At 69.8% G+C, this 1,694-nt stretch carries 3 protein-coding genes and 1 pseudogene; 1 reads left to right on the forward strand and 3 read right to left on the reverse strand.

Going from position 1 to position 1,694, the window contains the following annotated elements; all coding sequences use genetic code 11:
• Nucleotides 1-239 precede the first annotated feature (239 nt).
• The 3 genes from ACFFNX_RS49315 to ACFFNX_RS49325 all read right to left on the reverse strand — a co-directional run bounded on the left by ACFFNX_RS49315 (nucleotide 240) and on the right by ACFFNX_RS49325 (nucleotide 1,273).
• The gene (locus ACFFNX_RS49315; RefSeq protein ID WP_378213393.1) at nucleotides 240-401 is read right to left on the reverse strand and encodes a hypothetical protein; all 162 of its coding nucleotides are present in this window, start codon (nucleotides 399-401) and stop codon (nucleotides 240-242) included.
• A gap of 283 nt (nucleotides 402-684) precedes the next feature.
• On the reverse strand, nucleotides 685-1,092 hold the full coding sequence (locus ACFFNX_RS49320; protein ID WP_378213394.1) for a hypothetical protein: 408 nt from the start codon (nucleotides 1,090-1,092) through the stop codon (nucleotides 685-687).
• On the reverse strand, nucleotides 1,070-1,273 hold the full coding sequence (locus ACFFNX_RS49325; RefSeq protein ID WP_378213395.1) for a helix-turn-helix transcriptional regulator: 204 nt from the start codon (nucleotides 1,271-1,273) through the stop codon (nucleotides 1,070-1,072). The genes ACFFNX_RS49320 and ACFFNX_RS49325 overlap by 23 nt, the downstream gene beginning before the upstream one ends.
• 234 nt (nucleotides 1,274-1,507) lie before the next feature.
• On the opposite strand from ACFFNX_RS49325, the pseudogene ACFFNX_RS49330 reads away from it, so the two are divergent.
• Nucleotides 1,508-1,694 (forward strand): annotated as a pseudogene (locus ACFFNX_RS49330) (tetratricopeptide repeat protein); the annotation flags it as partial.

Consider the following 1,694-nt stretch of genomic DNA (forward strand, 5'->3'; position numbering starts at 1 on the left):
CAGTTCGATCACAAGGGCGTCCAGGTTTGTCTTCACACACTGATCATGGGCGCCCTTCACCATGCCAGCGACCGGCTCACCAATAACCCATCAACGATCTAGGTGTCGGTCAGGGTGCGGTGGAGGCGTTCGGCTTCGCCGTTGGTTCGGGGCCGGTGGGGGCGGGGGCGCTTGCAGGTGATGCCAGGGGCGGTGAGGGCGTCGCGCCAGGCGAGGGATTCATCGCGGCCGTTTGTCGCTCAAGACGCGATGGTGATCCCGCAGCCGGTGAAGTGGGCGTGAGCGCGTCGCCAGGACGCGGCAGCGGTTTCCTTGCGTTCGTCGGCCGGGATCTCGGTGCAGGCCGGGTGGATCAGGTCGCCGGGCTGGTCGTGTTCGTAGCGGCGGATCGCCCCGGGCATTTCCCCGGTCCAGGTGGGCCGGGAGTGGGCGGTGGTAACGGGTCAGGACCCGGTGTGGCGGTACCGGTCCGCCCACCGCTTGGCCGTGGTGGCCGGGACCTGGGAACCGCTCGGCCGCCCGCGCCAGCGGCCACTTGTCCTCCACGACGCGACGCGCCGGTTCCAACCGGCTGCGTGGCGTCATCAGGACCTTCCGGACGAGATGTGCATGTTGCGGTGACATACACCTCGCCAGGAGGTCCTCCCTAGTACAAGATCATCCAACCGAGTCGCCCCTGCCAACCTAGGCGCGGCGCGACCGGTAGGCGATCGCGATGATGAACACGGCGCCGCCGATGCCGCAGATCACGCCCCACGCGCCGGGGTCGGCGCCGCGAACCAGCTGGACGAAGAGCATGACCACCGCCACGGCGATCAGCACGTAGAAGGTGGTGGCGGCGGCCGCCGCCGTGATCGCGGTGCGGCGTTCGTCCGGGGCGTCCTCGCGCAGCAGTGCGACCGCCTCGCTGCGCCGCGAGAAGATCACCAGCACGAGCGCGTACGCGAGCATGACCCCGGCCCCGATCACCGCCGCGAGTGGCTTGTGATGGGCCAGGAACACGGCGGCGTAGCCGATCGCGAACAGCACGCACAGTCCCGGCACGAGCCAGCGCCGCGCGCGTGCGATCTCATGAGCTCTCGTCGTCGACATGGAAGACCTCCTCCACCGTTCTGCCGAAATAACGGGCCGTGCGGATCGCGAGGGGCAGCGAAGGGTCGTACCGGCCCTGCTCGATCGCGTTGATCGTCTGGCGCGACACGCCGAGCGCCCGCCCGAGCGCCTGCTGGGACAGGCCCTTGGCCGACCGCAGCACGCGTACGTCGTTCCGCACGTGTAATGCTCCTTCGACGTCGATATGGAAAGTGTGCTTTACACCCCAGGGCGATGTCAAGGACGCTTTCCACTGGCCCGAGCCGGACATCGCGGTCACGCTGCGGGACGGAGCGGCCCGAATCCCGTTAGGCTCATGCCATACGACGCCTACCCCCAAGGGCCCGGAGATGAGTGCGAGCGACGCCTGCGAGGCGCCGATGAGGACGTCCGGCGATGACCGCCGGAGCGCGACATGACGACCCCGCCGGACGAGGCGGCGGCGGACCCGTCGACACGGCTCGACGAGGCGCGCGGACACGCCGAGGGCGGCCGGCTCGACGAGGCCGCCAGGCTGTTCCGCGAGGTGCTGGAGACCGGCGGCACCACCGAGCGCGCGCAGGCGGCCCTCGGGCTCGCGGTGGTGCTCGAGAGCGGCGGTG

It is taken from the genome of Actinoallomurus acaciae (genome assembly GCF_042429965.1).
Classification (GTDB): Bacteria; Actinomycetota; Actinomycetes; order Streptosporangiales; family Streptosporangiaceae; genus Actinoallomurus; species Actinoallomurus acaciae.

Bases quoted from the DNA above. Each gene is read 5' to 3' on its own strand.
- ACFFNX_RS49315 (WP_378213393.1), bottom strand. From the start codon at position 401: ATGCCCGGGGCGATCCGCCGCTACGAACACGACCAGCCCGGCGACCTG.
- ACFFNX_RS49320 (WP_378213394.1), bottom strand. From the start codon at position 1,092: ATGTCGACGACGAGAGCTCATGAGATCGCACGCGCGCGGCGCTGGCTC.